The sequence below is a fragment of the Streptomyces sp. NPDC013187 genome, assembly GCF_042899705.1.
GTDB lineage: Bacteria > Actinomycetota > Actinomycetes > Streptomycetales > Streptomycetaceae > Streptomyces > Streptomyces hawaiiensis_A.
On record NZ_JBIBAF010000001.1, the window covers coordinates 215,796 to 240,685 of the forward strand.

The 24,890-nt window shown below is 70.4% G+C and carries 23 protein-coding genes and 3 pseudogenes; 11 read left to right on the plus strand and 15 right to left on the minus strand.

From position 1 onward, the window contains the following. Nucleotides 1–203 precede the first annotated feature (203 nt). Nucleotides 204–2,264, plus strand: a complete 2,061-nt coding sequence (locus ACFY5B_RS01025; RefSeq protein ID WP_389962685.1) for an alpha-L-fucosidase — start codon at nucleotides 204–206, stop codon at nucleotides 2,262–2,264. 36 nt (nucleotides 2,265–2,300) lie between these two features. On the opposite strand, the gene ACFY5B_RS01030 is transcribed toward ACFY5B_RS01025, so the two are convergent. Together ACFY5B_RS01030 and ACFY5B_RS01035 are read right to left on the minus strand one after the other, a co-directional pair. Further along, the gene (locus ACFY5B_RS01030) at nucleotides 2,301–3,680 is read right to left on the minus strand and encodes a DUF5933 domain-containing protein (RefSeq protein ID WP_389962688.1); all 1,380 of its coding nucleotides are present in this window, start codon (nucleotides 3,678–3,680) and stop codon (nucleotides 2,301–2,303) included. Between the two features lie 147 nt (nucleotides 3,681–3,827). Next, nucleotides 3,828–4,526 carry a DUF4232 domain-containing protein gene (locus ACFY5B_RS01035; RefSeq protein ID WP_389962691.1) on the minus strand — a complete coding sequence of 233 codons (699 nt, stop codon included), beginning with the start codon at nucleotides 4,524–4,526 and terminating at the stop codon, nucleotides 3,828–3,830. Nucleotides 4,527–5,079: 553 nt separating this feature from the next. On the opposite strand from ACFY5B_RS01035, the gene ACFY5B_RS01040 reads away from it, so the two are divergent. From ACFY5B_RS01040 to ACFY5B_RS01070, 7 genes are all read left to right on the plus strand, one after another. After that, nucleotides 5,080–5,283, plus strand: coding sequence for a cold-shock protein (locus ACFY5B_RS01040; protein WP_020119326.1), 204 nt, complete (start codon nucleotides 5,080–5,082; stop codon nucleotides 5,281–5,283). 181 nt (nucleotides 5,284–5,464) lie between these two features. Beyond that, entirely contained in the window at nucleotides 5,465–6,949 is a 1,485-nt protein-coding gene (locus tag ACFY5B_RS01045; protein ID WP_389962694.1) for a DEAD/DEAH box helicase, read from the plus strand. A gap of 43 nt (nucleotides 6,950–6,992) precedes the next feature. Then, the gene (locus ACFY5B_RS01050; RefSeq protein ID WP_266459789.1) at nucleotides 6,993–7,226 is read left to right on the plus strand and encodes a CBS domain-containing protein; all 234 of its coding nucleotides are present in this window, start codon (nucleotides 6,993–6,995) and stop codon (nucleotides 7,224–7,226) included. 458 nt (nucleotides 7,227–7,684) lie between these two features. Continuing rightward, nucleotides 7,685–8,035, plus strand: a complete 351-nt coding sequence (locus ACFY5B_RS01055; protein WP_344461544.1) for a MerR family transcriptional regulator — start codon at nucleotides 7,685–7,687, stop codon at nucleotides 8,033–8,035. Nucleotides 8,036–8,285: 250 nt separating this feature from the next. Next, nucleotides 8,286–10,349, plus strand: a complete 2,064-nt coding sequence (locus tag ACFY5B_RS01060) for a discoidin domain-containing protein (protein WP_389962697.1) — start codon at nucleotides 8,286–8,288, stop codon at nucleotides 10,347–10,349. A 19-nt stretch (nucleotides 10,350–10,368) separates the two neighbouring features. Next, a complete protein-coding gene (locus ACFY5B_RS01065; RefSeq protein ID WP_389962700.1) occupies nucleotides 10,369–10,965 on the plus strand; it encodes a TetR/AcrR family transcriptional regulator in 597 nt (198 codons plus the stop codon). Between the two features lie 122 nt (nucleotides 10,966–11,087). Further along, on the plus strand, nucleotides 11,088–11,375 hold the full coding sequence (locus tag ACFY5B_RS01070; protein ID WP_030846526.1) for a DUF4190 domain-containing protein: 288 nt from the start codon (nucleotides 11,088–11,090) through the stop codon (nucleotides 11,373–11,375). A gap of 57 nt (nucleotides 11,376–11,432) precedes the next feature. On the opposite strand, the gene ACFY5B_RS01075 is transcribed toward ACFY5B_RS01070, so the two are convergent. Both ACFY5B_RS01075 and ACFY5B_RS01080 read right to left on the minus strand, forming a co-directional pair. Next, the gene (locus ACFY5B_RS01075; protein ID WP_389962703.1) at nucleotides 11,433–11,987 is read right to left on the minus strand and encodes a CGNR zinc finger domain-containing protein; all 555 of its coding nucleotides are present in this window, start codon (nucleotides 11,985–11,987) and stop codon (nucleotides 11,433–11,435) included. A gap of 38 nt (nucleotides 11,988–12,025) precedes the next feature. Then, complete coding sequence (locus tag ACFY5B_RS01080; RefSeq protein ID WP_389962705.1) at nucleotides 12,026–13,060, minus strand: alpha/beta fold hydrolase; 1,035 nt, start codon at nucleotides 13,058–13,060, stop codon at nucleotides 12,026–12,028. Between the two features lie 204 nt (nucleotides 13,061–13,264). Between ACFY5B_RS01080 and ACFY5B_RS01085 the strand changes: the two are divergent. Continuing rightward, nucleotides 13,265–13,555 (plus strand): annotated as a pseudogene (locus ACFY5B_RS01085) (Ohr family peroxiredoxin); the annotation flags it as partial. A gap of 86 nt (nucleotides 13,556–13,641) precedes the next feature. Here the strand turns inward: ACFY5B_RS01085 and ACFY5B_RS01090 are convergent. After that, nucleotides 13,642–14,085, minus strand: a complete 444-nt coding sequence (locus ACFY5B_RS01090; RefSeq protein ID WP_389962708.1) for a hypothetical protein — start codon at nucleotides 14,083–14,085, stop codon at nucleotides 13,642–13,644. 300 nt (nucleotides 14,086–14,385) lie between these two features. Next, nucleotides 14,386–15,171, minus strand: coding sequence for a helix-turn-helix domain-containing protein (locus ACFY5B_RS01095; RefSeq protein ID WP_389962710.1), 786 nt, complete (start codon nucleotides 15,169–15,171; stop codon nucleotides 14,386–14,388). Between the two features lie 70 nt (nucleotides 15,172–15,241). Between ACFY5B_RS01095 and ACFY5B_RS01100 the strand changes: the two genes are divergently transcribed. Continuing rightward, nucleotides 15,242–16,084 carry a phytanoyl-CoA dioxygenase family protein gene (locus ACFY5B_RS01100; RefSeq protein ID WP_389962713.1) on the plus strand — a complete coding sequence of 281 codons (843 nt, stop codon included), beginning with the start codon at nucleotides 15,242–15,244 and terminating at the stop codon, nucleotides 16,082–16,084. After that, complete coding sequence (locus ACFY5B_RS01105; protein ID WP_389962715.1) at nucleotides 16,081–16,356, plus strand: hypothetical protein; 276 nt, start codon at nucleotides 16,081–16,083, stop codon at nucleotides 16,354–16,356. Before ACFY5B_RS01100 ends, ACFY5B_RS01105 begins: the two co-directional genes overlap by 4 nt. A 242-nt stretch (nucleotides 16,357–16,598) precedes the next feature. Here ACFY5B_RS01105 and ACFY5B_RS01110 read toward each other — a convergent pair whose 3' ends face one another. From ACFY5B_RS01110 to ACFY5B_RS01150, 9 genes and pseudogenes are all read right to left on the minus strand, one after another. Further along, entirely contained in the window at nucleotides 16,599–17,801 is a 1,203-nt protein-coding gene (locus ACFY5B_RS01110; protein ID WP_389962718.1) for an acyl-CoA dehydrogenase family protein, read from the minus strand. 1 nt (nucleotide 17,802) lies between these two features. Beyond that, the gene (locus tag ACFY5B_RS01115) at nucleotides 17,803–18,762 is read right to left on the minus strand and encodes a 3-hydroxyacyl-CoA dehydrogenase NAD-binding domain-containing protein (protein WP_389962720.1); all 960 of its coding nucleotides are present in this window, start codon (nucleotides 18,760–18,762) and stop codon (nucleotides 17,803–17,805) included. Continuing rightward, nucleotides 18,759–19,505: an acetoacetate decarboxylase gene (locus tag ACFY5B_RS01120; RefSeq protein ID WP_389962722.1), complete on the minus strand. Its 747-nt coding sequence runs from the start codon at nucleotides 19,503–19,505 to the stop codon at nucleotides 18,759–18,761. Before ACFY5B_RS01120 ends, ACFY5B_RS01115 begins: the two co-directional genes overlap by 4 nt. A gap of 7 nt (nucleotides 19,506–19,512) precedes the next feature. Continuing rightward, on the minus strand, nucleotides 19,513–20,289 hold the full coding sequence (locus ACFY5B_RS01125) for a crotonase/enoyl-CoA hydratase family protein (RefSeq protein WP_389962724.1): 777 nt from the start codon (nucleotides 20,287–20,289) through the stop codon (nucleotides 19,513–19,515). Nucleotides 20,290–20,308: 19 nt separating this feature from the next. After that, a complete protein-coding gene (locus ACFY5B_RS01130; protein ID WP_389962727.1) occupies nucleotides 20,309–21,478 on the minus strand; it encodes a CaiB/BaiF CoA transferase family protein in 1,170 nt (389 codons plus the stop codon). A 175-nt stretch (nucleotides 21,479–21,653) separates the two neighbouring features. Further along, nucleotides 21,654–22,565 (minus strand): LysR family transcriptional regulator, encoded by a 912-nt coding sequence (locus tag ACFY5B_RS01135; protein ID WP_389962730.1) that lies wholly within the window; start codon nucleotides 22,563–22,565, stop codon nucleotides 21,654–21,656. A 65-nt stretch (nucleotides 22,566–22,630) separates the two neighbouring features. Continuing rightward, entirely contained in the window at nucleotides 22,631–23,140 is a 510-nt protein-coding gene (locus ACFY5B_RS01140; protein ID WP_389962733.1) for an inclusion body family protein, read from the minus strand. 129 nt (nucleotides 23,141–23,269) lie between these two features. Next, nucleotides 23,270–24,148, minus strand: a pseudogene (locus tag ACFY5B_RS01145) (thiamine pyrophosphate-binding protein); the annotation flags it as partial. Nucleotides 24,149–24,325: 177 nt separating this feature from the next. After that, nucleotides 24,326–24,751, minus strand: a pseudogene (locus ACFY5B_RS01150) (FAD-dependent oxidoreductase); the annotation flags it as partial. Between the last annotated feature and the right edge of the window lie 139 nt (nucleotides 24,752–24,890).

The following is a 24,890-nucleotide window of genomic DNA, read 5'->3' on the forward strand; positions in this document are numbered from 1 at the left end:
TTACGGCACCCCGAGGGGTCGATAGATCCGACCAATCCAGGAAGATCAAGTCGGGATTACCGTCTGACCACCGGATCGAGCTTGACCATAGGCCTTATTGAACAGCCAAGTTGACGAATTACCGTCTCACCCCTGGACGTCACAGTTGCGCAGCATCTATAAATTCATCCGATGTAGCCGACCGGCGATCCAGGAGCCGCACCATGTCCTCTGCACCCCTGAGCAGACGTTCCCTGATCAAGGCGGCGCTCGCCGGAGGCGTCGTGGCCTTCGGGCTGCCGCAGGCCCTGCTGCCTGCCACCGCCGAGGCCTATTCCGTCCCCGCCAAGATGGACTGGTGGTACCAGGCCCGGTTCGGGATGTTCATCCACTTCGGGTCGTACTCCCACCTCGGCCACGGTGAATGGGCGTTCTCCAACGAGAGCTGGACCAAGGCCGACTACCAGACCCAGGTGTCCGCGCACTTCAACCCCACCGCGTTCGACGCGGCGGCCATCGCCAAACTGGCGGCGGACGCCGGCATGAAGTACCTGGTGATCACCGCCAAGCACCACGAGGGCTTCGCCATGTGGGACTCGGGCGTCCCCGGATTCACCGACACCACCGGCACCAAGCCGTACAACCTGCACGACTACGCGGGTGTCCAGGGCGATCTGCTGGCGGCGCTCAAGACCGAGTGCGAGGCGCGGGGCGTCAAGTTCGGGCTCTACTACTCGATCCTGGACTGGAGCCACCCCTCCCAGACCATCCGCGGCGGCGGTCTCACCACCATGGCCTCGACGGCCGCCCGCACGGGTTACATCGCGGACATGAAGGCCCAGCTGCAGGAGCTGCTGGACCGCTACGACCCGGCGCTGCTGTGGTTCGACGGCGACTGGTTCGGCGAACCCGCCGGCCCCACCCTCCAGGACTGGTGGCTCAAGTCGGACGGTGTCGACCTCTACAACTGGCTGATCGCACGCAAGCCCGGGCTCGTCGTCAACGAACGGGTCAAGCGGGACCTCGGTCTGGGCGACTACACCGTCGCGGAGTTCGGTGTCCCCGGCGCCCCGCTGGACCGCCAGTGGGAACGCTGCGACACGATGAACGGCGCCTGGGGTTACAACGCGGGCCGGGAGAACTCCTACCTGCCCGTCAAGGACTTCGTCCAGGAACTCGTCACCTGCGTCTCGCGGGACGGCAACTTCCTGCTGAACATCGGACCCAAGGGCGACGGCTCGGTCACCGCCGGATCCGTGACCATCCTGCGCGGCCTGGCCTCGTGGATGGCGACGTACGGCGACAGCGTGCACGGAGCCACGGCGAGCCCCTTCGCCACCGACCCCTCCTGGGGAAGGGCCACCAAGAAGGACGGCAAGCTGTTCGCCCACGTCTTCACCTGGCCCACGGGCGGTGTGCTGCAGATCCCGGCGCTCACCAACACGATCAACCGCGTCTACCTGATGAACAACCCCTCCGCCTCGCTCGCTTACACCGTCAGCGGCGGCCAGATCAGCGTCACCGTGCCGGCCACCGCCCCGGACGCCGGTGACTCCGTGGTCTGCGTCGAGGTCAGCGGCGTCCCCGAGTCCGCCGGCGGAGGCCGGGTGACGGTGTTCCAGGACGTGGGGTACTCCTCGGCGAGCGCCGTCCTGAAGCTGGGCGGCTACACCTCCTCCCAGCTGTCGGCCGCCGGGGTGCGGCGCGCGACCATCTCCTCGCTGAGGGTGCCCCGGGGGTACCGGGTGACGGGCTACTCCGGCGACAACTTCACCGGCACGGCCTGGACGTTCACCGCGGACACCCCCGACCTGCGGGTGACCGGCAACAACGACGCCATCGTCTCGTTGAAGGTCACGTTCGATCCGGCCTCGTACTTCCGGCTGATCAACGTCACGGACGGGCTGGCCCTGGACAGCGGCGGCAACGTCGCCAGTGGCTCGAACCTCAAGCAGTGGACGCCGGTCGACAGCACCAACCTCCAGTGGCAGGCCGTCGATCTCGGCACCGGCTACTACAGGCTGGTCAACCGCACCAACGGCATGGTCGCCGACGGCTGGGGCTCAACCGGCGACGGAGATCCGGCCCGCCAAGCGGCCTGGAACGGCAGTACCGACCAGCAGTGGCAGATCACCGACCGCGGCAACGGCCAGTACTCGATCGCCAACCGCACCACCGGACTGGTCCTCGACGGCGGCGGACAGGTTCCCTCCGGCTCCGTGACCAAGCAGTGGACCTGGGTGAACAGCACCAACCTGCTGTGGACCTTCCAGCCCACCTCCTGACCACCCCGGCGAGCCGACGGCGGGACGCCGGTGGGGTCACCCCGCGACGGCGTCCCTGCGCGCGGTGTCCGCTTCCGGGGTCTCGCGGGCGGCCGGCACCGCGGTGGGGGTCGGGACGGATGCGACCGTACGGGTCGCCCACAGCCTGGTGACCCGTACGTAGCCGTAGATCACCGAGGTCATCGCCAGGACGAGGAGGGGCCCGGCCACTTCGGGAAGGGCGGCCATCTCCACCGGCAGGCAGCGGTACGACACCAGGAGGGCTGCGAAGACCGCCGTGCCGTAGGCGACCAGCCGGATACCCGGCCGGTCCCAGCCTCGCTCCTGTGCGCGCAGGGCCGCCTCGATGGTCAGGGCGAACACCACGCCTGCGACCAGATCCACGCCGTAGTGGTAGCCGAATCCCAGCGTCGCGGCGAGTGTGACGACCAGCCAGAACGTGCCCGCGAACCGCAGCAGCCGCGGGGCCCGGCGGGTGTGGACGAAGATCGCGACGGCCCATGCCGTGTGCAGGCTGGGCATGCAGTTGCGGGGCGTGATGCCGTCGTACGTCATCGGGACCGGGGTGCTGATCGGCAGCGGCGTGTGCGGCCACAGGTTGGCCGTCGCCCACTCCACACCGCCGGTGCCGGAGGCGCCCGGGCCGTAGGCGAAGACCGGTCCGACCACCGGGAAGAGCATGTAGATGCCCGGCCCGAGGAGGCCGATCACCAGGAAGGTGCGCACCAGGTGATGGCGCGGGAAGCGGCGCTCGGCCGTCACGTTGCGCAGTTGGTAGAGGGCGACGACGACGGCGGCCACCGCGAGCTGGCCGTAGACCAGCTGGAGGAGGTGGGTGCTGAACGGGGCGGTGGCCTCGACGAGACGGCCCGCCGCCCAGGACGGGTTGCCGAGCGCGTGATCGGCCGTCGCCACGTACTGGTCGAGCACCGTCGGGCGGGTCTTCGCCGTGATGAACAGCCAGGCGTCGCCGGTCTTGCGGGCGGCCACCAGCAACAGGCCCAGCCCGACGCCCTTCAGCAGCAGGACGCGTTCACCGCCGGTGCGGCGCGTGACGGCGACGACCGCGAAGCCCAGCATCACCCACAGCGCACCGGTGCCCAGGGAGTGGCCCTCGATCGTCTCGGCACCGGCCGCCCGGCGCACCAGCAGCAGCACGGCGTCGATACCGAGCGCGGCGCCGGCCGCGATGAACCGTTGCCGCCGGGTGAGCACCACCATCATCAGCGCCAGACCGCCGTACAGCGGGCCCGGCTTGGGGGCGAAGACCAGGGCCTCGACCTGGGTGGTGATCGGGCCGGGCTCACCGTAGCGGCGGGTGGCGATCTCCAGCACGACGAGGAACGCGAGAGCCACGACGGCTGCCGCACCCCACAGCACCGCGCGCCGATGGCGCCACACAGCCCACGACGTCATGCCGCTGATTCGCGAAAACACCCGCGATGCCCTGGCTATCAATCTTTTGGCCGATTCATCCGAATGGCTGGGTAGATGGAGAGCGATGGGGGGACCACCGCGAGTTCGAACATGCTAGCGGAGTCCACGCGAGGGGCGCGGGGCCGTTCAGCTGAAGGGGACGGCGTCGGTCGCGGAGGTGTGCCAGTTGGTGACGACCGGCTTGTCGACCGTGATGGTGCCGACCTTCAGGGAGACCGGGTCGGGGTCGTCGCTGCCGACGGCGACGATGATGCTGTCCAGTTCCTTGCCGCCGTCGCTGTCGGTGCTCTTGGGGTTGACGCCGGCGTAGGCGGTGGTGTTCCCGCTCAGCGTGATCTGCTTCCCGGCGGCCTGCTCCGCGGGGCCCGCCTCGGTGCCGTCGGATCCGAACGCCACGGTCGGCAACGCGGCGGGCAGCATGCAGGTGATCCCCGGCTTCGCCTTCGCGGAGATCAGGATGTAGCCGCCGGCCTGGGTCTCGGACCTGGTGTTCCAGGAGATGTCGTTGGCGCCGCAGCTCTGCCCGACCGGCTCCCGCTTGCCGTTGCCGGTGTCCGCGCCGGAGCCGGCCCCGTCCTCGGTTCCGCCCGTCGCCCCGGAGGCCTTGCCGGCCGCGCCGGAGTCCTTGCCGGCCGCGCCGGAGTCCTTGCCGCTGCCCGCGGCCGAGGAGCCGGACGGGGTGGCCGCGTCGCCTGACGCGGACGAGGAACCCTGCGACGCTCCGGTGCCCGCGGCCTCGTCCGTGTCCTGGCACGCGGTCATCAGCAGGGCGCCGCCCACGAGGACCGCGGAGACGAGGAAGGCCTTGCGACGGTTGCCGTACATGAAATCCCCTGATGCATCGATCGGTTGAGGCCGTGGTCGGTTCGGCCTCGCGGTGCTTCTTGATCACTATGAGGGGGCTGGGAGCCGCGCGGATCCCGTCGTCTCCGTTCCCGCACCACGCCGTCACCGATCGGTGACATGTCCACGTAGTTGTCGCCGGGTACGGCCGTTCGGGGAATGTGACCTTCGTCGCCGGAGTGGCGCGGCGGCGCGTCCGCCGCCATGCCGCCCGCCGATCGCGGCCGCAGCGGCTCATCACCCGTCGGCGGAGGTCACAGGGCCGGCACGCGAGGGCGCGCCAGGAAGGCCCGTGCGCGCGGAAGGCAATATCTGTGCCCGCAAAATGAGAAATAGAAGCAGGGCCCACCGAATATTCCTCGATCACCCGCCCGATCGCAATTTTCGGTCGACACGGGTCCGAACCCACCGTGCTACTGTCGATCTCAGTTGCAGGTGTGGTTGCCAGAAGGTTCATTTCCTACGGGGTAATCATCACGGCGACACGGATTTCACACAGGGTGAATTCCCGAAACCGCCTCCGAAGGAGAACAAAATGGCTACCGGTACCGTGAAGTGGTTCAACTCTGAAAAGGGCTTCGGCTTCATCGAGCAGGACGGCGGCGGCGCCGACGTCTTCGCCCACTACTCGAACATCGCCGCCCAGGGCTTCCGCGAGCTGCTCGAAGGCCAGAAGGTGTCGTTCGACATCGCGCAGGGCCAGAAGGGCCCGACGGCCGAGAACATCGTGCCCGCCTGACATCGGCGCTCGCGCATATTTCGCAGCTGGGGCCCGCACCTGAAGGGGTGCGGGCCCCAGCTCGCTGTTTTTTCCCCGCCGGTCCGACCCGGCCGCACCCACTCCGGCTCGTCTCGAGATTTTCTGCGCCGCTCCTCTGCTGCGGATTTCCTTGCTACGCGCCCGTCAAGGAAGGTCCCGCATGAAGCGCGCCCACACATCCCGTACCCGTGACCGATTCCAGAGGAGCGACGGCGCCGACCGCCGCTCCGGCGGCCCGCGCCGCCCCAGGAACCAGGGCCCCCGCAGGGCTCCCCAGGGCGAGTTCGCCCTGCCGGAGACGATCACTCCCCCGCTGCCGGCCGTCGAGTCGTTCGCCGATCTCGACCTGCCCGCACGGCTGTTGGCCACCCTCGGCCACGAGGGCGTGACCGCGCCCTTCCCGATCCAGGCGGCGACCCTGCCGAACTCCGTGGCCGGCCGGGACGTCCTGGGCCGCGGCCGCACCGGCTCCGGCAAGACGCTCGCGTTCGGCCTCGCCGTACTGGCCCGGACGGCCGGGCGGCGCGCCGAGCCGCGGCAGCCGCTCGCCCTCGTCCTGGTGCCCACCCGCGAGCTGGCCCAGCAGGTCACCGACGCCCTCACCCCGTACGCCCGCGCCGTGAGCCTGCGGCTCGCCACGGTGGTCGGCGGCATGCCGATCGGCCGGCAGGCCAGTGCCCTGCGCGGCGGGGCCGAGGTGGTCGTCGCCACGCCGGGCCGGCTCAAGGACCTCATCGACCGGGGCGACTGCCGCCTGGACCAGGTCGACATCACCGTCCTCGACGAGGCCGACCAGATGGCCGACATGGGCTTCATGCCGCAGGTGACGGCCCTGCTCGACCAGGCGCGCCCCGGCGGGCAGCGGATGCTCTTCTCGGCCACCCTGGACCGCAACGTCGACCGGCTGGTCCGCACCTACCTGCACGACCCGGTGGTGCACTCCGTCGATCCTTCCGCGGGTGCCGTCACCACCATGGAGCACCACGTCCTCCATGTGCACGACACCGACAAGCACCGGACGACCACCGAGATCGCGGCGCGCGACGGCCGAGTGATCATGTTCCTGGACACCAAGCACGCGGTGGACCGGCTCACCCAGCACCTGCTGAGCAGCGGTGTCCGCGCAGCGGCCCTGCACGGCGGCAAGTCCCAGCCGCAGCGGACCCGGACCCTCGCCCAGTTCAAGAGCGGGGACGTGACGGTCCTGGTGGCGACGAACGTGGCGGCCCGTGGCATCCACGTCGACAACCTCGACCTGGTCGTCAACGTGGACCCGCCCAGTGACCACAAGGACTACCTGCACCGCGGCGGCCGTACGGCACGCGCCGGCGAGTCCGGCAGCGTGGTCACCCTGGTGACCCCGGGCCAGCGTCGGGGCATGACCCGGCTGATGTCGTCGGCGGGCATCACCCCGCAGGTCGCCCAGGTGCGTTCCGGCGAGGCGGAGCTGACCCGCATCACGGGCGCCCAGGCCCCGTCCGGCATCCCGGTCGTCATCCCCGCGCCGCGCGCGGAACGCCCGCGCGGCGCGTCCGCCGGGTCCCGGGGCCGCCGGGGACGCCGTCCCGCCGGGCAGAGCCGCCCCGCCGGTGAAGCGGCGCGCTCCAGGGGGCAGCGGCGGACCGGCTTCGGCTCGGCCGCGTAGAGCCCTGCTCCCACCCGCCACCCCCTCTCGGCAGGAGACACCCATGACGCCGGTTCTGGCGCAGCACCACTCTCTGGCCCACGCACCCCGGATCCGTGACGACATGACGGTCGAGGTGGCGCTGTCCCTCATGGCCGGTGCACAGGTCGATCACCTCGTCCTCTGCGACGGGGACGACCAGAGCACGGGCCTGGTCACGCTGGCCCGGCTCACCGTCCTCCGGGACGCCCCCACCTATACGGACCGGGTCCGGCTCCGGGATCTCCCGGCGAGCTGAGACACAGGCGGGTCACCGCCACCGCAGACCCAGTGAGGGCCCTGCCGACGCGCGTCGGCAGGGCCCTCACTGTCATGTCGCGACGCCATCGGGCGCCACAGCATGCCTGCACCGACCGGCCTCCAAAATCTGTCTTTGTCAGAGTAGACATTGCTCCTCGCCGTGGTTAACCTTCTTCTCGTAGACATGGTCAGACAGAACCGAGGAAGGACGGAGGAGCAGACGCCATCAGGATCGCCCGGCCGGGAAGCTCTCGGTCCGGGTACCGCAAGACCCCGGATTGGATGGTGGTCCCCGGTCACGCAGCCGCGATCCCCGCACCCCTCCCGCAGCCGGGCCGGGTAGCGGAAACAGAAGGTCGGCACCGCATGAGGGCCGACAGATGGTGTTGAATTTCCTTCGGGGCCCTGGTGCCGTACGGCACCAGGGCCCCTCGACGCGTTGTACTACGAGGTGACATGGCAGCAGATACCCCGCTCAGCGACCGGCTGGACGACGACGACTACCCCGCCTACACCATGGGCAGGGCCGCCGAGATGCTCGGCACCACACCGGGTTTCCTCCGGGCCATCGGTGAGGCACGTCTCATCACTCCGCTGCGCTCGGAGGGCGGGCACCGGCGGTACTCCCGCTATCAGCTGCGGATCGCCGCGCGCGCCCGTGAGCTCGTCGACCGGGGTACGCCGATCGAGGCCGCCTGCCGCATCGTCATCCTCGAGGACCAGCTCGAAGAGGCCCAGCGCATCAACGCCGAGTACCGCCGTGCGGCGCAGAAGGCGTCCGGCGGTTCCGACGCCGGTCCGAGCTGATCACCCCACGCCCCGAGGGGGCCCTCACCCGCTCCCTGCACCCCAGGTCGACGACCTGGGGTTTGTTGTGACGCCGCCCGACGCGGAGCCCGTCCGGCCCGGGGCCCCGCCCGGGTGTGAACCCGTGCCCTCATCAGGTCAACCGTCCCGGACTCTTGACTCGTCAAGCGGGAGTGGCGATTCTCGTCGCACGCTTTGCGAGGTCATGACAAGAGGGCCTCGCTGATCCGCCGACCGAGGGACGTGGGCTGTGACCGGTTCCGGACGCCCGTACCGCAGACGCAAGAACGTCACCGTGGTGTCGCTCCTCCTGCTCGTGCTGTCGATCGCGCTCGGCCCCACCCCGAGTGCGGCGGCCGGCAACGACTGGTGGGAGCCCACCGCACGACCCGCGCCGGACTCCCGGATCGACGTCACGGGTGAGCCCTTCACCGGCACGAACGCCGAGGGCGAGGTGCGCGGGTTCGTCGACGCGCACGACCACATCTTCTCCAACGAGGCCTTCGGCGGCCGTCTGATCTGCGGAAAGGCGTTCTCCGAGCAGGGCGTGGCCGACGCGCTCAAGGACTGCCCCGAGCACTACCCCGACGGCTCGCTCGCGATCTTCGACTTCATCACCAACGGCGGCGACGGCAAGCACGACCCGAACGGCTGGCCCACCTTCAAGGACTGGCCGCGGCACGACTCGCTGACCCACCAGCAGAACTACTACGCCTGGGTCGAGCGGGCCTGGCGCGGCGGCCAGCGGGTGCTGGTCAACGACCTCGTCACCAACGGCGTGATCTGCTCGGTGTACTTCTTCAAGGACCGCTCCTGCGACGAGATGACGTCCATCCGGCTGCAGGCCAAGCTGACGTACGACATGCAGGCCTACGTCGACAAGATGTACGGCGGGCCCGGCAAGGGCTGGTTCCGGGTCGTCACCGACAGCGCGCAGGCCCGCGAGGTCATCGAGCAGGGCAAGCTGGCCGTCGTCATGGGGGTCGAGACCTCCGAGCCGTTCGGCTGCAAGCAGGTCCTCGACATCGCGCAGTGCAGCAAGGCGGACATCGACAAGGGGCTCGACGAGCTGCACGCACTGGGTGTGCGCAGCATGTTCCTGTGCCACAAGTTCGACAACGCCCTGTGCGGGGTGCGGTTCGACTCGGGCACGCTCGGGACGGCCATCAACGTCGGGCAGTTCCTGTCGACCGGCACGTACTGGAAGACCGAGACGTGCAAAGGCCCGCAGCACGACAACCCCATCGGCAACGCGGCGGCGCCGGCGGCCGAGAAGAAGCTCCCGGCGGGTGAGGAGGTCCCGTCCTACAGCGCCGACGCGCAGTGCAACGTGCGGGGGCTCACCGACCTCGGCGAGTACGCCGTCCGCGGCATGATGAAGCGCGGCATGATGCTGGAGATCGACCACATGAGCGTCAAGGCCACCGGCCGGGTGCTCGACATCTTCGAGGCCGAGTCCTACCCGGGCGTGCTCTCCTCGCACAGCTGGATGGACATGGACTGGACCGAGCGGGTCTACGGCCTCGGCGGCTTCATCGCCCAGTACATGCACGGCTCCGAGGGCTTCGTCGCGGAGGCGAAGCGGACCGAGGCCCTGCGCGACAAGTACGGCGTGGGCTACGGCTACGGCACCGACATGAACGGCGTCGGCGGCTGGCCGGGACCGCGCGGGGCGGACGGGCCGAACAAGGTCACCTACCCGTTCAAGAGCGTCGACGGCGGCTCGGTCATCGACCGGCAGACCACCGGTGAGCGCACCTGGGACCTGAACACCGACGGCGCCGCCCACTACGGCCTCGTCCCGGACTGGATCGAGGACATCCGCCGGGTCGGCGGCCAGGACACGGTCGACGACCTGTTCCGGGGCGCCGAGTCCTACCTCGACACCTGGGCGGCCTCCGAGAAGCACGAGCCCGCAGTCAACCTCGCGGCCGGTGCCGCCGCGTCGGCCAGTTCCTCGGAGTGGAGCATGTTCACGGGCTACCAGCCGCACCGGGCGGTCGACGGCGACCGCGGCACCCGCTGGGCCAGCGACTGGAGCGACGACCAGTGGCTGCAGGTCGACCTCGGCTCCGCCCGGACCGTGGGGCGGGTCACCCTCGACTGGGAGCGCGCGTACGCGAAGTCCTACCGGATCGAGCTCTCCGGCGACGGCACGACCTGGCGGGCCGCATGGTCCACGACCGCCGGTGACGGGGGTCTGGACACCGCGCGGTTCGACGGCGCACCGGCCCGGTACGTCCGCGTCCACGGCCTGGAGCGCGGCACCGGCTGGGGCTACTCCCTCCGCGAGGTCGGCGTCCACAGCGGCTGACGGCCACGAGAGGGGCTCCATGGCACGGTTGCCGTCCGCCGAGCGGCGGCGACAGCTCACCGAAGCGGCGATCAGGGCGATGGCCCGGGACGGCGTCCCCAGGACGACGACCCGGTCCATCGCCGCCGAGGCGGGCGTCTCGCTGAGCGTCTTCCACTACTGCTTCGACTCCAAGCAGCAGCTGATCGAGTCCGTCATCACCACCATCACCGGGCACTACGTGACGGTGGTGAAGGAGGCCATACGGCCCAGAGCCACCCTGGAGGAGACCGTCCGGGCCGGTTTCCAGGCGTACTGGGAGCACGTCCGTGCCCACCCCGACGAGCACATGCTCAGCTACGAGCTCACGCAGTACGCCCTGCGCCGGCCCGGTTTCGAACACCTGGCGCGCCGTCAGTACGAGTTGTACGCCGAGGCGTACACCGAACTCATCGATCAGCTGCGGCAGGCCATGGGGCTGCGCCTTCGGGTGCCCGTGCCGGTCCTGGCCCGCTACCTGGCCGCCATGACCGACGGCCTGACGCTCAACTACCTCGTACTGGGCGACGACTCGGCCTGGGCCGGCATCCTCGACACGGTCACCGCGCACGTCGCCGGGCTGGTGCACGAGAACTGACGGGAGCGACTCCCGAATTGGTTGTCATGGGAACGCCACAGAGGGGCATTCGAACAAAACAAGTCGAAAGTGAGGAGAGCGCGGCCCGTTCGGTCCGTGCCATCGACAACTGGGAGTTTTCCATGGCGAGTTACGGCGGTTCCTCTGCCGCGTCCTCCGGTTCGCGCACCAACGGCCTGGCGATCGCGAGCCTGTGCTGCGGCATCATCGGCCTGTTCTTCCTGAACATCATCCTCGGCCCGCTGGCCATCGTCTTCGGTGCGGTCGCCCGCCGCCAGGCATCGGTCAAGAACGGCGCCGGCATGGCGAAGGCCGGCATCATCCTCGGCATCGTCGACGTGGTCCTGTGGCTCGTCCTCCTGGCCGTGGCCAGCAGCAACGGCGGCTTCAGCTGGTACGTGGGCGGCTGACGGCCGTCCGGACCGACGTGGGGCGTGCGGCGGACCGGTCGGCGCCGGGCCGCCGGGTCAGTGGGCCGCAGTGGTCTTCTTGCGGGCGCGGTACGCGGCTGCCTTGATCTTGTTGCCGCAGGAGTCCATCCCGCACCACTGCCGTCGCATGCCCCGCGAGCGGTCGATGTAGGTCCGCGTGCACTCCGGGTTTCCGCACTCCTTGAGCAGGGGCACGTCCGGGCCGCTCAGGAGCTCGACGGCGTGCCGCGCCACCATGGAGAGGGCCTCGTCCGGAGTCGCCTGCGTCCAGCGCCCCGACGGGGTGAGCTGGGGCACGGCGGGCGGTGTACGGGCGGCGTTGTTCACCACGGTCAGCGCCGCCCCGTCGTACTCCTCCCCGAGCCGGCGGGCGGTGACCAACCGGTAGACCGCTTCCCGCACGGCCCTCGCCCGCTCGACGTCGGCCTCCTGGCCGGGCGAGACCGCGTCGACCAGGCCGGACTCCACGTACCACGCGGTCAGGCGGTCCGGCGTCACGAACATCTCGAAGCGCGCCGAACGGCGTGCTCGGAGCGTGGCGGCGAAGTCGAGCGCCGGGTTCCCGCAGACGAAGACATGGTCGAGGTTCACGTCACCATTCTGACCGGTGACCCATCGCGCGGCAAGCCTCAGAGGTGGTCGGCGTCCATGACGGCCCGCGCGAAGGCCGCGGGCGCCTCCTGGGGCACGTTGTGGCCGATGCCGGGCAGCGTGCGGTGCTCGTAGGGGCCGGTGAACCTGTCGCGGTACGAGGCGCCGCCGCCCGGAGCGGTGAAGGGATCCCGCTCGGCGTCGAGGGTGACGGTGGGGACCGAGATCGTGGGGCGGGCGGCGAGCCGCTTCTCCGGTCCGTCGTAGCGGCGCTCCCCGTCGGCGAGGCTCAGCCGCCAGCGGTAGTTGTGGACCACGATGGCCGCGTAGTCGGGGTTGTCGAAGGCCGCGGCGGTGCGCTCGAAGGTGGCGTCGTCGAAGTCCCACGTCGGGGAGACCGTGTCCCAGACGAGCCGGGTCAGGTCGTGGCGCAGCGTCTTGTCCTCCAGGGCGAGCCGGCCCCGCTCGGTGGAGAAGTAGTACTGGTACCACCAGGCGAGTTCGGCCTTGGGCGCCAGCGGCTTGAGGTTGGCCTCCAGGTTGGTGACGAGGTAGCCGCTCACCGACACCAGGGCCTTGCAGCGTTCGGGCCGGAGCGCGGCGACGATGTCGGCGGTGCGTGAGCCCCAGTCGAATCCGGCCAGCACCGCCCGCTCGGTCTTCAGGGCGTCCATCAGCGCGATGACGTCCATGGCGATCGCCGACTGCTGGGCGTTGCGGAAGGTCCGGGCGGACAGGAAGCGCGTCGTGCCGTGGCCGCGCAGGTACGGGACGATCACCCGGTACCCCTGCCCGGCCAGCAGCGGGGCGACGTCGACGTAGCTGTGGATGTCGTACGGCCAGCCGTGCAGGCAGATGACCACAGGGCCGTGGGCCGGGCCCAGTTCGGCGTAGCCGACGTCCAGCACACCGGCCCTGATCTGCTTGGTCCGCGCAAACGCGCGGTGTGCGCCGGGGGCGGGAGCGGTGGCGTGGGCAGCCGCCGCGGGGACGCTCCACGGCCCGGCCAGTCCCGCGGCCGCCGCGCCCGCGCCCACTCCCAGAGCCTTGCCGAAACTACGCCTGCCGATCACATGGACCTCCGTGGTGTGACGACGTGCACGGGCTGATGCGTCGACTGACTGTGGCATGCAGTCCATCACCTGTCAAAGCGGTGACACTCGATTGAACCGGCAAGCATCTCGCTGCCTATTGACGGCAGTTGCGGCGAGCTGCAAACATCTCGTCACCGCTTGAACCGGTGACGAACAGGAGAGCAGTCATGGCAGTCGGCTACACCGCCGTCGTGTTTGATCGCGGCGGGCTGGGCGGCCTGCTTCCTGGGGGCCGTACGCCGCGCCGCCGCCGAGCGCGAGGTCAGGTTGGCGAGCACCGCCGTCAGCGCCGAGATCACCCTCCACCACGGTGAGGACGGCGAGTTCGGCCTGGCCGCCGCGCTGCCCCTCGAACTCGGCGGCGTCGACCGGGAGACCGCCGCGGAACTGGGTCAAGCGGCCCATCGGATCTGCCCGTACTCCGGGGCCACGCGCGGCAACATCCCGCTCACCGTCTCGGCCGTCGCCGTCTGATCCCCCCCCCGTCTCAGCGCGCGTCGGTCAGCGACCGGCCCCGCTCCAGCTGCCGGTCCGATCCCCCGTCGGTTGCCGGCCCGGCGTCAGGAGTCGTACGGTCCGTCGCCCGCCGCGCCGTCGCAGCGGGCGCGTCCGGGAACCAGGCGGCGGTAGGCGGCGCGGGCGTGGACGAGACGGGCCAGGCCCGTGCCGACGAGGGCGGCGGTGAACAGGCAGGCCAGCCAGGTGGTGTCGCGCTGGCCTGCCCAGGTGAGGACGCCCGCGGGTGGTATGGCGAAGCCGTTGAGGAACAGCCAGCACAGCACGGCCGTGCCTGGAGCGGCTGTGAAGCGTGCGCACAGGCCCAGCAGGGCGGCCAGCACGGACAGGGCCGACAGGGCCAGTTCGGGCCGGTCCGGCCCCACCACGGTGTTGAGGAGCGCCACCAGCATCAGTGCGCCGCCCCCGGCCCCGGCCCAGACCAGCGGTGTGGCCACGGGCTGGGGTACGGGTCTGGCTCCGGTGCCCAGGGGCTTCCACTCGATCATGCTGGTGCTTCCTTCCGGTCCTCCTGGACGGAATTCTCCCCTGCCGCTGCCGGCTCCCGGGGTGCTCGTCAGAGTGCCAGCAAGCCTTCCTCCGGAGAACAGCCAATCCGGACAGCCGCTCCCGGCTCAAGGGCGGGCGGCCCACCAGCCGGTGGCGATGTTCGTCAGGGTGGTGACGGTGGCCAGGGCGAGCGCGGGCCACGCGAAGGGAAACCGCTATGCGGTGCGGCCGGTATCAGGGACGCCGTCGCGGGCGGCGTTGTGGACGCGGACGGGCACCACCGGCAGGGCGCCGCGTCCTCACGCCCCCGCGGTCCGTCGCACGGCCCGCGGTGACGCTCCGAGTTCCTTGCGGCAGGTCTTGTTGAAGGCCTGGAGGTCGGGGATGCCGACCGTCGCCGCGACGGCCGGGATCGCCAGCGTCGACGCGACGAGCAGGTGGCGGGCGCGCTCCATGCGGCGGCGCCGGACGTAGCCGACGACCGTGTGCCCGGTGTCCTTGCGGAACAGGCGGGTCAGGTGCGTGTGCGACACCCCCGCCGCCCGGGCGATCCCGGGAACGCTCAGCGGGTCGGCCAGGTGCTCCTCGATATGGGCCATGGCCGCCCGCAGCGCCGGGTGCCGGGTCGCGGAGGGCGAGGCGGCGGCCTCGGCCAGGCCGGTCGTGCGCCACAGCACCGTCCACAGTTCGGCGGAGGCCCGGGCCGGGGACTGGGCGCTCGCCGCGATCGTGTGGCGCAGCAGGGCGCTCAGCACCCCCGCTTCCGCGCCGGCGTCCTGCATCGCCGGGAGCCGGCGCCGCTCCCCGTCGCCCGGCAGCCGGAAGTGGGCGTACAGGTGCTCGCAGCGCGGGGCGTCGTAGTGGAAGTGCACCTCCGTGCCGGGTGGTACGAGGCTGAGGTGGCCGGGGCGGATCGGGTGCCGGGCGTCGTCGAACTCCAGGGTGCCGGAGTAGCCGTAGAGGTGGAGCTGCCACAGGTGCGGGAGGCGGAAGACCTCGTGCGGGCCGGCCGAGCCGTGCACACCCACGCCCGCGTGGACCAGGTCGGGCGGCAGGTCGAGGGGCAGTTCCACGAAGGTCGGCATGGTGGAAAATTACCAGTGGCTGTCGATTACACCCCACGACGGCCGGGTTTCACGCTTCTACGGTTGCGTCATGTCAACCACTGAACAGCTGCTGAGCTCCGTCGAGGTGGCGCGGTTCACGGCCCACGGTTTCCTGCGCCTCGACGGCGTCGTGCCCCGGGAGATGAACGAGGAGGCGCTCACACTCTTCGCCGCCGGGACGCTGCCCGCCGTGCCCTACGGCACTGCGGTGCCGACGGCGTTTCCCGAGGGTTCCTTCACCCGCCGGCTCCTCCGACTGCCGGTGGTGGCGGGCGCCTTGGAGAGCCTGGTGGGGCCGGATCCGGACATCGACCACCACTTCGTCCACACCCGCATGCCCCGGGAGGGCAGTGCGCAGCCGTTGCACGCCGACGCCCTCATCGACGTGCGGCCCGACGCGTTCGACGTGCAACTCATGTACTACCCGCAGGAGGTGACCGCCGGCATGGGCGGCACGCTCGTCGTCCCGGGCAGCCATCTGCGCCGCATCAACGAGTCCGACACCGGCCGCTACCAGAACCTGCGCGGCCAGACCCGGCTGACCTGCCCGGCCGGGACCGTGCTCCTGCTGCACCACGGCATCTGGCACGGCGGCCGGCGCAACGACAGCGACACCGTCCGCCACATGTACAAGATCCGCTTCAACCCGACGGTGCCGCAGGTGCGGCTGTGGGACACGCGGGACGTGAACTCCCCCGCCGTCCGCGAGGAGTTGCGACGCACCTTCCCCTGGTACGAGCAGGCCACCGCCCGGCTGGAGATCCACAACCGGATCCTCCTGTGGCGCTCCCTGACCGCCGACCCGGGCTTCGATATCGAGCACTGGGCCACCCGCATCTCCAACCGGCCCGCCGCACCCGCCGCACCCGCCGCACAGAGGAGCACCGCATGACCGCCACCCGGCAGCAGGTCCTCGTCCTCTACCTCGACAACTCCGCCCTCGACTCCCGGGTCGTCGGCTGGGCCCGCTACGACGGCACGGGCTCGACCCGGCCGACGACCGGCGACAGCGACGAACCCCCGTACGAGACGGGGGTCGGCGCCCTGGAGGACGGCTGGCGGCTCTTCCAGGCGGCGCAGCTCGTGCCGCCGTATCCGGGGGCGGAGCACGCGACGTCGTTCCTCAAGCACGAGTTCTTCTTCGAGAAGCTCGTGCGTCAGTGACGTCTGTGACGTCAGTGCGGCCGGCCGCCGGAACGGGCTTCGGCGGTGGCCTTCGGGTCGCGCAGCCATGTGTCGAGGCCCTCGCCGATGCGCAGGCCCTCGCCGATCGCCGACCACGTAGCGTCTCCTGCTCACCGCCCCGACCGTACGGGGCCCCGGGGGCGGCCACGCGATATGCCCGCGGACAGAACGAAACCCCGGGTGGGGACCCGGGGTGGGTTCGTTCCGCCGTATGCCGGTGATCAGACGAAGGCGCTCTGGCCCGTGATCGACTTGCCGACGATCAGGGTGTTCATCTCGCGGGTGCCCTCGAAGGAGTAGATCGCCTCGGCGTCGGCGAAGAAGCGGGCGATGTCGTGGTCCAGCAGGATGCCGTTGCCGCCGAAGATCTCACGGCTCCAGGCCACGACCTCCCGCATCCGGGAGGTGACGAACGCCTTGGCCAGGGAGGAGTGTTCGTCGCGGAAGATCCCGGCGTCCTGCAGCCGGGCGAGCTGCACCATCATGGCCCAGGAGGCGGTGATGTTGCCGAGGCTCTTGACCAGCAGGTCCTGCACCAGCTGGAAGCCGCCGATCGGGCGGCCGAACTGGCGGCGCTCCCGGGCGTAGTCCAGGGCCAGTTCGTAGGCGCCGATCATGACACCGAGCGCCTGCCAGGCCACACCCGCACGGGTCGCGCGCAGGATCTCGGCGACGTCGCGGAAGGAGTTGATGTTCTGCAGGCGGTTGGCCTCCGGCACCCGGACGTCGGTCAGGGTGATCTCGGCGTTCTCCACGATCCGGAAGGCGATCTTGTTCTCGATCTTCACGGGGTCGAAGCCGGGCGTGCCCTTCTCGACGACGAAGCCCTTGACGTGGTTGTCGTCGACGTCCCGCGCCCACACCACGACGTAGTCGGCGAAGGTGGCGTTGCCGATCCACTTCTTGGCGCCGTTCAGCACCCAGGTGTCACCCTCGCGCTCGGCGGTGGTGCGCATGCCGCCCGCGACGTCGGAGCCGCCGAGCGGCTCGGTCATGGCGAACGCGCCGATCTTGTCCATGGCGGCCATGGCCGGGAGCCAGCGGTCGCGCTGCTCCTGGTCGCCGCCGGACTCGATGGAGTACATCGCCAGGCCGTTGTGGACGCCGAAGAACGTGGACACCGAGGCGTCGGTGCGGGCCATCTCCATGGCCATCGTGCCGCTGAGCAGGTTGCTGACGGCGGCACGGTGCTCTCCGTAGCCCTCGTAGGGCAGGCCGGCGAGGCCGCTGTCGCGGAACAGGCCGATGAGCTCCGTCGGGAACTCGCCCTTGCCCCAGTTCTCGTTGACCAGCGGCTTGACCTGGTCGCGCATGAGGGCGCGGGCCTTGAGGAGGAGCTTGCGCTCGTCGTCCGGCAGCAGGGACTCGTAGTTGTAGAAGTCGGCGGTCAGCTGGTCCTGAAGCGGTTCCATGGTGGTGGTCATCTCAGTTCTCCTCCTTGTCCGCGCTGTCCAGGGCTGCCAGGACAGCGAGTTGCCTGCGGTCGCGCGTCCCGGTGAGTTCCGAGTACGTGGAGGAGCCGTAGGCCTTTTCCACGGCTTCGATGAGCCGTTCCTGTGCTTGCTCTTCTTCCTTGTTCTGCGACGGGGTGCCGAGTCCCGCGCCCGTCCGCTGCATCGACTTGCCGATGTGCTCGACCAGGTGCCGGTAGCCGCCGGGGCCGCCGCCCAGGTGCGCGCCGAGGAACGGCCCGACGGTGGCCCAGCGCAGGCCCAGCGAGTTGATCACGACCCGGTCGAGGTCCTCGGGGGTCACCACACCCTCCTGGACGAGGTACGCCGCCTCGCGGCTGAGGGCGTTCTGCAGGCGGTTGCCGACGAAGCCGGGGATCTCCTTGCGCTCGACGACCGGGGTGCGGCCGACCGAGGTGTAGAAGTCCACCGCGTCCAGTACGGCGTCCTCGCCGGTGCGTATCCCGGGGACGACCTCGACGAGCGGGACCAGGTGCGGCGGGTTGAAGGGGTGGCCGATCAGCACCCGGGCGGCGTCCTCGTCGGACAGCTCCCCTGTGAACGCGGTCGACGGAATCGCGGACGAGGAGCTGAGCAGCAGGGCGTGGGCCGGGGCCTCGCGGGCGAGGGTGGCGAACAGGTCCTTCTTGAACTCCACCCGCTCGGGGCCGTTCTCCTGGACGACGTCGGCGTCCCGGACGGCCTCGGTGACGTCGGCGGCGATGTGCACGCGGTCGGCGAGGCCGGTGACGTCCAGGCCGCGGGCGGCCAGATGCGGGGCGTGCGTCGCCAGGGCCTCGTCCACGGCCTCGGCGAGGTCGGGGCGCGGGTCGCTCACCCGGACGGTCAGGCCGTGCGCGGCGAACAGCGTCGCCCAGGACAGTCCGATGGTCCCGGCGCCGATCACCGCGGCGGTGCGGAAGGCGCGGGTCATGACGCGGCTCCCTTCAGGTAGTCGTGGACCGGCTCGACACCGGACAGCGTCAGGTCGGTGAGGATGTGGCTGGCGGAGACGACCTCCAGCACCGGCAGGTCGGCCAGCGGGGCGAGCACGTGCTGGAACAGCTGGAGCCGGGCGGGGCCGGTCCAGGCGCCCTTGACGGTGACGTCGGTGATGCGGGTGCGGACGAGTTCCTGCACGCGCGGCAGCCCGTCGTAGCCGGGGATCGTCTTGAGCATGAAGGTCGGCACGGTGATCTGTGCCTCGGCCTCGGCCCGGTCCAGTTCGTGGTGCTTGTAGCCCATCGTCGCGGTGGCGACCCGCAGGCTGCCGTGGTCGAGGGTGCCGACGAGCGCGCCGGAGTCGACGAAGAGCGCCGGGGAGCCGATGATCTTCGGGTAGGCGGAGACCTCGCGGCCGGAGGCGGTCGCCGGGAAGTTGTCCAGGTGCATCGTGTGCAGGTACTCGCCCCGCTCGCCCTCGAAGGAGACCGGGATCGCCTGGCCGGCCTCGGTGTAGGGGCCGTAGCCGCTGACGTCGCCCATCTTCATGACCTCGAACCGGACCAGCGGCTCGTCGATCCGCAGGGGTTCGGGGACGACGGCCCGCAGCGCGTCGGGGTCGGTGCGGTAGACGACGTTGAGGTACTCGCGGTCGGTGAACCGCGGCACCATCGGCGCGTAGGCCGGGCCGGTGAGGGGGGTGGTGACGTGCTGTCGTACGTCTGCGGCCTTCATGTCCGGCTCACCGCCCGGTCCACCGCGCGGGGCGGCGCTCGGCGAAGGCGGTCATGCCTTCGCGGACGTCGTCCGAGGCCATCAGGGACTTCATCTGGGTGCGCTGGAAGGCGAAGGCCTCCTCGTCGGACGCTCCGTCGGCGGCCCGCACGACGCGCTTGACGGCCGCGAGGGCGAGCGGGGCGTTCTCCGCGACCCGTTCGGCCAGCCGGAGCGCCTCGGCGACGGCCTGCCCCTTGCTCGTGACCCGGTTGGCCAGGCCCAGTTCGCCGGCCCGGCGGCCGTCGACGGCCTCACCGGTCAGCAGGAACTCCATCGCGAGGTGGTGCGGGATGCGCCCGGGCAGCCGGATCACGCCGCCGCCCGCGGCGATCAGGCCGCGCTTGACCTCGGGCAGGCCGAACCGGGCGTCCTCGGCGGCGACGATCAGGTCGCAGGCCAGGGCCAGTTCGAAGCCGCCGCCCATGGCGAAGCCCTCCACGGCGGCGATGAGGGGCTTGTCCGGCCGGGACTCGGTCAGGCCGCCGAAGCCGCGGCCCTCGATCTCGGGCGACTCGCCGCGCAGGGCGGCCTTGAGGTCCATGCCGGCGCTGAACGTGCCGCCCTCGCCGGTCAGGACGCCGACCCGCAGGGCGGGGTCGGCCTCCAGCTCGTCGAGTGCGGCGGCCAGCGCGGTGGCGGTCGCCGCGTTCACGGCGTTGCGGGCCTCGGGACGGTCCAGGGTGATCAGCAGGGTGGAGCCGATGCGTTCGGTGCGCACGACGGGAGGGGTGGGGGTGCTCATGACGGTCCTCCTGTGGCAGTCAGCGGGTGGTGGCGTCGAGTTCTGCGAAGACGTCCTCGGTGTCCTGGCCCGCGACCGGTGCGAGCCGGCGGATCGAGCCGGGGGTGGCGGAGAAGCGCAGCGGGATACCGATGGTGCGGACCGTGCCCTCGGTCGGGTGCTCGGCGGTGTCGAGCAGGTGGCCGTCACGGACGTAGGGGTCGTCGTGGGCGCGGTCGAGTTCCAGCACCGGGGCCATCGGGATGCTGTGCTTCGCGCACACCTCGGCCCACTCGTCGGTGGTCAGCGCCGGGGCGCAGGCCGCCAGCAGCTCGGCCAGGTCCTCGTGGTCGGCGCTGTCGATGGCGTCGCCGTTCACACGCGGGTCCTCGGCGAGGTCGGGGCGTCCGGCGGCGGTGAAGAAGTCCCGGTAGTTGTGCGGGTTGTACGGCATGACACACGCCAGGCCGTCCTTGGTGCGCACGGCCTTGTGGCCCTTCAGCATCGACAGCGCGAAGCCGGTGGGGCCGGTCTCGGGGACGTGGGTGTGTCCCGCGAGGTGCTCGACCAGGTTGAACGCGATCAGCGTGTCGGTCATCGGGATCTCGATGAGCTGGCCCTGGCCGGTGTTGTTCCGGTGCAGCAGGGCGGCCAGCACGCTGTAGGCGATGGTCAGCGACGAGACCTTGTCGCCGATGATGGTCGGCAGGTAGACGGGCTCGCCGAGGGCCCGGTCGGCGATGTCGACGAGGCCGGAGGCGGCCTGCACGGTCTCGTCGTACGCGGCGTTCCCGGCCCGGTCCGAGTCGCTGCGGAAGCCCTGGGCGTGCGCGTAGACGAGGCCGGGGTTGCGGGCGGCGATGTCGTCGTAGGACAGGCCGAGGCGGTGCAGGGCGCCGGGGCGCATGTTGGTGATCAGTACGTCCGCGGTGTCGATCAGCCGCAGTGCGCGCTCGCGGTCGGTGTCGTCCTTGAGGTTGAGGGCGACGCTGCGCTTGTTGCGGTTGACGTTGAGGTTCAGCGGGGTCATGCCCGGGGTGGTCTTGTAGTGACCCACGCGGACGGTGTCGGCCGGCGACTCGATCTTGATCACGTCGGCGCCCAGGTCGCCGAGGATCTGGGCGGCGTAGGGGCCCATCACCACGGTCGAGAGGTCGATCACGCGGACGCCCTGCAGCGGGCCGGCGACGGTGTCGGTGCTGTCCGTCATCGGTTTCTTCACTCCTTCGCTCGCCATGTGTGTGTATCTGGAAACTAAGTTAGCGCGGTGAGCCGGAGAATGGAAACCAATGGTGTGACCGAATAACGAAAAGCGGTATGACCGCAGTGGTCATACCGCTTTTTGTGGAGGTTAAAGGTGGTTATGAGTGTGCTTATGGGCGTGGTTACGAGTGGAGCGGCTCGGCGAAGATCTCCCGGGCTGCTGCCACAACTTCCCGCAGGTCACCGCCGTCGGCCCGGTCCTTGCGCCAGATCAGCCCGGTCTCCAGACGAGGGTGGAAGTCGGAGAAGGGAAGGACGGTGACATTGTCGAGCCGGTAATTCTGGACCGGACTTCTGGAGTCCAGCATGGAAATGGAGAATGCCAGACCGCTGGAGACTATTTCGGAGATTCCCTCGAATGTGGCGCTGCCCAGTTCGATGCGCTTCTTGATGCCGAGTTCGGCCAGCTGCTGGTCGAGGCCGCGGAAATAGGCGTTCGTCACCGCCGTCGGGGAGCCCGCGTAGGCGAGTTCCGCCAGTTCCGCGAGGGCGACGGATTCGCGCCCCGCGAACCGGTCCCGGGGCACGACCGCGCCGAGCCGCTCCGACATCACCGGCATCTGCTCCAGCGCCGGGTCGCCACCGGCCGGGAGCCGGGCCAGGGTCAGCGCCAGCCTGCCGTCGCACACGGCGTCGACGAGCCGGTCGGTGCCGCCGGGCCAGCGTTTGATCTCGAACCGGTCGCTGACCCGCTCGGCCAGGGCGTCCATCCGTTCCCGCAGGTCGGGATGGACGCCGGTGGGCACGCCGAGCAGCAGGGTGGTGCGCCGCGGCCGGGCCGTCTCGTCCAGCCGCCATCTGATGGAGTCGACCTGCTCCAGCACTCCGCGGGCGATCGGCAGCAGCGCGTTTCCGGCCGCGGTGAGCCGTACGTGGTGGGTGTCCCGGTCGAACAGCCGGTGCCCGACCTCGTTCTCGAGGTCCTTGATCCGCCGGCTCAACGGGGAGGCCGCCATGTGCAGTTTGCGGGCGGCGGTGGAGAAGTTCAGCTCTTGGGCGACGGCGAGGAAATAGCGCAGGTGCAGGAGCTCCACGGGATCAAGCCTAGCCGCTGCGCCCCCGCCCCCTCGCCGCAGCCGGAGACGTCGGGCAGCCGACGTCAGACCTCTTCGATCGTGATGAAGGGGTCCCACTGGAAATAGCCCTTCAACTGCCGGTGCCGGTCGAGGATCTGAAAGGAGAAGTGGTACACGACCTTGCCGGGCTTCTTGACGGTCGTGCGCCAGTAGTGGTCGGCGTAGCGCTGGGTCTCGAACTCCGGCCTGCCTTCCGTGCCCTCCTTCGGCAGCGGGTAGACGCCGTCGACGACCTCGATCTCCGGGGTGCGGATGAGCTGGTGCTGGGGGTCGCTGCTGACGTACCGGTAGAGCAGGGCCTTGTAGTCGCTGCCGAGGGAGAGGGTCGTCTCGCGCCACCGGATGCTGTCGCCGGGCTCGGCCCGCAGGTTCAACTCGGCGCCGGACGTGCCGACGATGTGGTCGTGGCGGGTCGTCATGTAGATCAGGCTCTGCTCGACCTGGGTCGGCGCGTCGGGGTTCCGGGAGGCGCCCGGGTTCCGCTCGACGATCGTGGCCGCGTCGAACGCGATCAGGACGTTGAGATCAGCCATGCGACTGCTCCTTCTCGTGGGAAACCTTGTAGGCCATGGCCCTCGGGTAGTCGTGCCGGTGCAGACGGACGCGGACCAGCAGGGGTCCGGCGTTGAGCGGGTCGGCCGGGTCGCTCAGGCGGTCCAGGAGGTCGTCCAGGTCCGCGGCGTGCGTGACTCCGGGTGGCTGGCGTGGCCGTTGTAGACGCCGTGGAACTGCTGCACGTCCTCGTCGACGACGGCCTTGGCGCCGACGGTGGTGCAGAACGGCACGCCCGTGGCCTCGACCAGGTCGGTGAGCTGACCGGCGAGGCGGTAGCGGTCGATCTCCTCGCCGGCCCAGACGATCGGGCGGGGCCTGCCGTCCGGGCCGGGGTGCTCCTCGATCAGGGTGAGCACCGCCTGGACGGCGCTGTCCAGCATGGGCTGGTTGCGGGCGCCGAACGGCCGGTCGCGGCGCACCAGCGGCGCCTCGGGTTCGGGGCAGGGCTCGTCCCAGAGGTCCTCCATGACCTCCAGGTAGACCGGCCTGCGCTCGGAGAGACACGCGGTGAGCGCCGCGTCGATCTGGCCGGGGGCGAGACCGGGGTTGGAGATGGCCTGCGCGTCGACGGTGACCTGCCGGTAGGCCTCCAGGTTGCTCTCGGCGCGGGGGCTCATGTGCGAGGTGAGCAGGCCGAGGGCGCGATAGTTCTGCCACTGCTCGTAGGGCGGTGAGGCGTTGACGGCGATCAGTGGGACCTGCTCGACATAGGCGCCTCCGCAGGCGTTGAGGAGGTTGAACGCCCCGACGCTGTAGGTGACGGCCGCCGCCCCCACGCCGTGGAGACGGGCGTAGGCGTCGGCGGCCTGGCCCGCGCCGCCCTCCGTGGGAGTGCCGACCCACTCGACGTCGCCCTCGGCCCGCAGGGTCGTCAGGAACGGGCCGAGGTGGTTGCCGGGCACGCGGAACAGGTGGGTGATGCCCAGCTCGGCCAGCCGCAGGGCGAGATAGCGGGCGACCGTGCACGGCGGGCTGATCGCGATCACGAGCGCTCCCCCTCCCGGCCCGGCCCCGGGGTGGTGACCGGCGGGGCCTGATGGACGGCCAGGGCGGCGCGCACGGCGCTCTCCAGGGCGCCCTCGATCCAGGCGTGCTTGAGGGAGGTGTGCCGGCGCGATGTCGGGGCCGCTGCCGGTCTCCGGATCGATGTCCACGTTGTAGAACTGGCGGCGGCCGAGCCCGAGTTTGTCGACCAGGGCGAGGACGAGCGGGTGGAAGTCGGGAAGCCGCATGGCACCGGCTTCGGCGTACTGGGCGGGATCGCCGAAAGGCTGATGGTGTTTGGTGGCACGAAAGGTTTTGATGCGCCCGCCGACGCGGCTGGCATTGGCCTCCAGAATCGTGACGTCGTGGCCGGCGTCCTTGAGCAGTCGCCCGGCGACGAGTCCGGTGATTCCGGCACCGACGACGAGGATCTTCTTGTGCGGGTGGCGGGTGTGGCCGAGGCGGCCGGTGTCGATCAGAGTGTGCAGGTAGTCAAGCTTGAGGTCATCCCCGTCCGGCCCGACGAGGAGGAGTTCGCGGGCGAGCTCGAGGCAGGTCTGCCAGCGGGCACGGGCGGCGGAGTCGTCCCGGGGTAAGTCGGTCATAGCCAGCGATCGTAGATATGCCGGAACGATTTCCCGGATACCCCGGAGAACAACGACCTGAAATAAACGATCGCACCGCCGGGCGGAATTCGACAGGCCCTTCCGCCCCTGACTGGAACGGATGTTCCGCCAGGGACGG

What these genes read in the sequence shown, in the direction of transcription:
- ACFY5B_RS01070 (WP_030846526.1), top strand. Translation starts at nt 11,088, where the DNA reads ATGGCGAGTTACGGCGGTTCCTCTGCCGCGTCCTCCGGTTCGCGCACC.
- ACFY5B_RS01130 (WP_389962727.1), bottom strand. Translation starts at nt 21,478, where the DNA reads ATGACGGACAGCACCGACACCGTCGCCGGCCCGCTGCAGGGCGTCCGC.
- ACFY5B_RS01105 (WP_389962715.1), top strand. Translation starts at nt 16,081, where the DNA reads ATGACCGCCACCCGGCAGCAGGTCCTCGTCCTCTACCTCGACAACTCC.
- ACFY5B_RS01025 (WP_389962685.1), top strand. Translation starts at nt 204, where the DNA reads ATGTCCTCTGCACCCCTGAGCAGACGTTCCCTGATCAAGGCGGCGCTC.
- ACFY5B_RS01115 (WP_389962720.1), bottom strand. Translation starts at nt 18,762, where the DNA reads ATGACCCGCGCCTTCCGCACCGCCGCGGTGATCGGCGCCGGGACCATC.
- ACFY5B_RS01100 (WP_389962713.1), top strand. Translation starts at nt 15,242, where the DNA reads ATGTCAACCACTGAACAGCTGCTGAGCTCCGTCGAGGTGGCGCGGTTC.
- ACFY5B_RS01045 (WP_389962694.1), top strand. Translation starts at nt 5,465, where the DNA reads ATGAAGCGCGCCCACACATCCCGTACCCGTGACCGATTCCAGAGGAGC.
- ACFY5B_RS01140 (WP_389962733.1), bottom strand. Translation starts at nt 23,140, where the DNA reads ATGGCTGATCTCAACGTCCTGATCGCGTTCGACGCGGCCACGATCGTC.
- ACFY5B_RS01120 (WP_389962722.1), bottom strand. Translation starts at nt 19,505, where the DNA reads ATGAAGGCCGCAGACGTACGACAGCACGTCACCACCCCCCTCACCGGC.
- ACFY5B_RS01050 (WP_266459789.1), top strand. Translation starts at nt 6,993, where the DNA reads ATGACGCCGGTTCTGGCGCAGCACCACTCTCTGGCCCACGCACCCCGG.
- ACFY5B_RS01125 (WP_389962724.1), bottom strand. Translation starts at nt 20,289, where the DNA reads ATGAGCACCCCCACCCCTCCCGTCGTGCGCACCGAACGCATCGGCTCC.
- ACFY5B_RS01055 (WP_344461544.1), top strand. Translation starts at nt 7,685, where the DNA reads ATGGCAGCAGATACCCCGCTCAGCGACCGGCTGGACGACGACGACTAC.
- ACFY5B_RS01035 (WP_389962691.1), bottom strand. Translation starts at nt 4,526, where the DNA reads ATGTACGGCAACCGTCGCAAGGCCTTCCTCGTCTCCGCGGTCCTCGTG.
- ACFY5B_RS01040 (WP_020119326.1), top strand. Translation starts at nt 5,080, where the DNA reads ATGGCTACCGGTACCGTGAAGTGGTTCAACTCTGAAAAGGGCTTCGGC.
- ACFY5B_RS01030 (WP_389962688.1), bottom strand. Translation starts at nt 3,680, where the DNA reads ATGACGTCGTGGGCTGTGTGGCGCCATCGGCGCGCGGTGCTGTGGGGT.
- ACFY5B_RS01095 (WP_389962710.1), bottom strand. Translation starts at nt 15,171, where the DNA reads ATGCCGACCTTCGTGGAACTGCCCCTCGACCTGCCGCCCGACCTGGTC.
- ACFY5B_RS01090 (WP_389962708.1), bottom strand. Translation starts at nt 14,085, where the DNA reads ATGATCGAGTGGAAGCCCCTGGGCACCGGAGCCAGACCCGTACCCCAG.
- ACFY5B_RS01110 (WP_389962718.1), bottom strand. Translation starts at nt 17,801, where the DNA reads ATGACCACCACCATGGAACCGCTTCAGGACCAGCTGACCGCCGACTTC.
- ACFY5B_RS01065 (WP_389962700.1), top strand. Translation starts at nt 10,369, where the DNA reads ATGGCACGGTTGCCGTCCGCCGAGCGGCGGCGACAGCTCACCGAAGCG.